Raw genomic sequence first — 1,535 nt, 5'->3', positions numbered from 1 at the left:
GGAAGCCTGCCGGAGGAACTGGCCGGCGTCGAGCCTCCCATCCTCGATCGCTGGGCGCCGGCGTTCGGGAACAATGTCTTCCTCGTCGGTCTGTCCACCGGCCACCCGAAGCTTATTGGCGAGAACAGGCTGATCAGCACCTCGGAACTCATGCTCGTGTCCGAGGACCAGACATGGGCGCGGACCCTGTCGCGCTGGTATCGCCTCGGCCGCGAGGTGAGCCGCACCGAACTGGACGGATGAGGACGCGTCGTGGCCCGCGCTTCCCGTCCCTCAGCCGAGCTTCAGCAGCTTCACTTCGAGCGCCGCAGCAAGCAGGTGATTGCCGGGACGCGTCTTCCGAGCGAAGCCGACCTGCTGCGGGGCATGCCCTTCTATCGTGACGATGTGAGCGAGGACATCAGGGAGTTCTCAGAGCGCGCCGCCGAGCATATCCGCGTCAGTGAAGCGGCCGGGCTCGATTCCTTGCTGAGCATCCTTGATAGCCTCGCGTTGGCTCCCGGCGCCGAGGCACTCGCGCTGCTGGAAGCCGAACTCAGGGATCACTCAGATGAAGCGATCCTTCCCACGGACACGTGGCGGATGCGCTGCCGCATCTACCGAGCGGCGTCCGGCGATGCCGATGCGGCAGCTATCGTGGCTGCGGAGACCGCCGCGCTCGGCCTCGAGGATATCCGGCAAGGACACGGTCGAGACCTCGTGTGGCGTTCCCTGGGCTGGGCCGTGCATTCACGCCGCATGGAAGACTGGCACGGAACCGGAGTGAGCATCAGCTTCGCCAAGAACCACTACCTGCAGGACGTCGGCGCCTATGCAAAAGAGTTCAGCGAGGCATTCGACGCGACTGTGGAGGTGCAGGGAGAATCGGCGCCGGGCGGCCGGGCGGGACGGACGCTGGACGAGGCGACGGACGGGTCCAGGTCTGGTTCCGGCGAAGACGGTGTCGTGGTCTTCAGGACCATCGGCATGGCGACGGCGAAGGGAGGCGCCGAGGTCGGCAAGGACTACAAGCATCTCATCCGCAAGGCGCTGCCTCTGTCCCCGGTTCCAGACCTTAATCTGGTTCGAGGAATCCTGCTCGAGGAGTTTCCCTACGCGGCGTCGGTGATCGACACCGTCCTGCGGGATCTCGATGGTCGCGAGAATGTCCACGTTCGGCCGACGCTCCTGATCGGTTCGCCCGGTGCCGGCAAGAGCCACTTCGCGCGGCGGCTCGCCGAGGTGCTGAAGACCCCATGGCAGATGATTCCTTGCGGCGGCGTGTCGGACAGCATGCATGGCGGCGCAACGCGAAAGTGGGCCACCGGTGAGCCGAGCCTTCCCGTGGCCGTGATCCGCACCCACCGCCACGCCGGTCCCCTCATCATCCTCGACGAAATCGAGAAGGCCGGCACCGGCCGGCACAACGGAAACCTTCATGACGTTCTGCATGGGCTACTCGAGCGCGAGACTGCGGCGCGATGGCACGACCCGTATATCGACGCGCCCTGCGACCTCTCGCACATCTCCTGGATCATGACGGCCAACACCATCGA

Annotated in this window: 2 protein-coding genes; both read left to right on the top strand. The window is 65.6% G+C overall.

All coding sequences use genetic code 11. The features are described from left to right. A partial coding sequence (locus tag EJC49_RS25915; protein WP_342635387.1) for a DUF6634 family protein occupies window positions 1-243 on the top strand: 243 nt, incomplete at its 5' end. A gap of 9 nt (window positions 244-252) precedes the next feature. Continuing rightward, the coding region (locus tag EJC49_RS25485) for an AAA family ATPase (RefSeq protein WP_126702718.1) at window positions 253-1,535 on the top strand (1,283 nt) is incomplete at its 3' end.

It is taken from the genome of Aquibium carbonis (assembly GCF_003970795.1).
Classification (GTDB): Bacteria; Pseudomonadota; Alphaproteobacteria; order Rhizobiales; family Rhizobiaceae; genus Aquibium; species Aquibium carbonis.
Note: the sequence above shows the minus strand (reverse complement) of the source record. Positions and strands in the feature narration are given on the sequence as shown.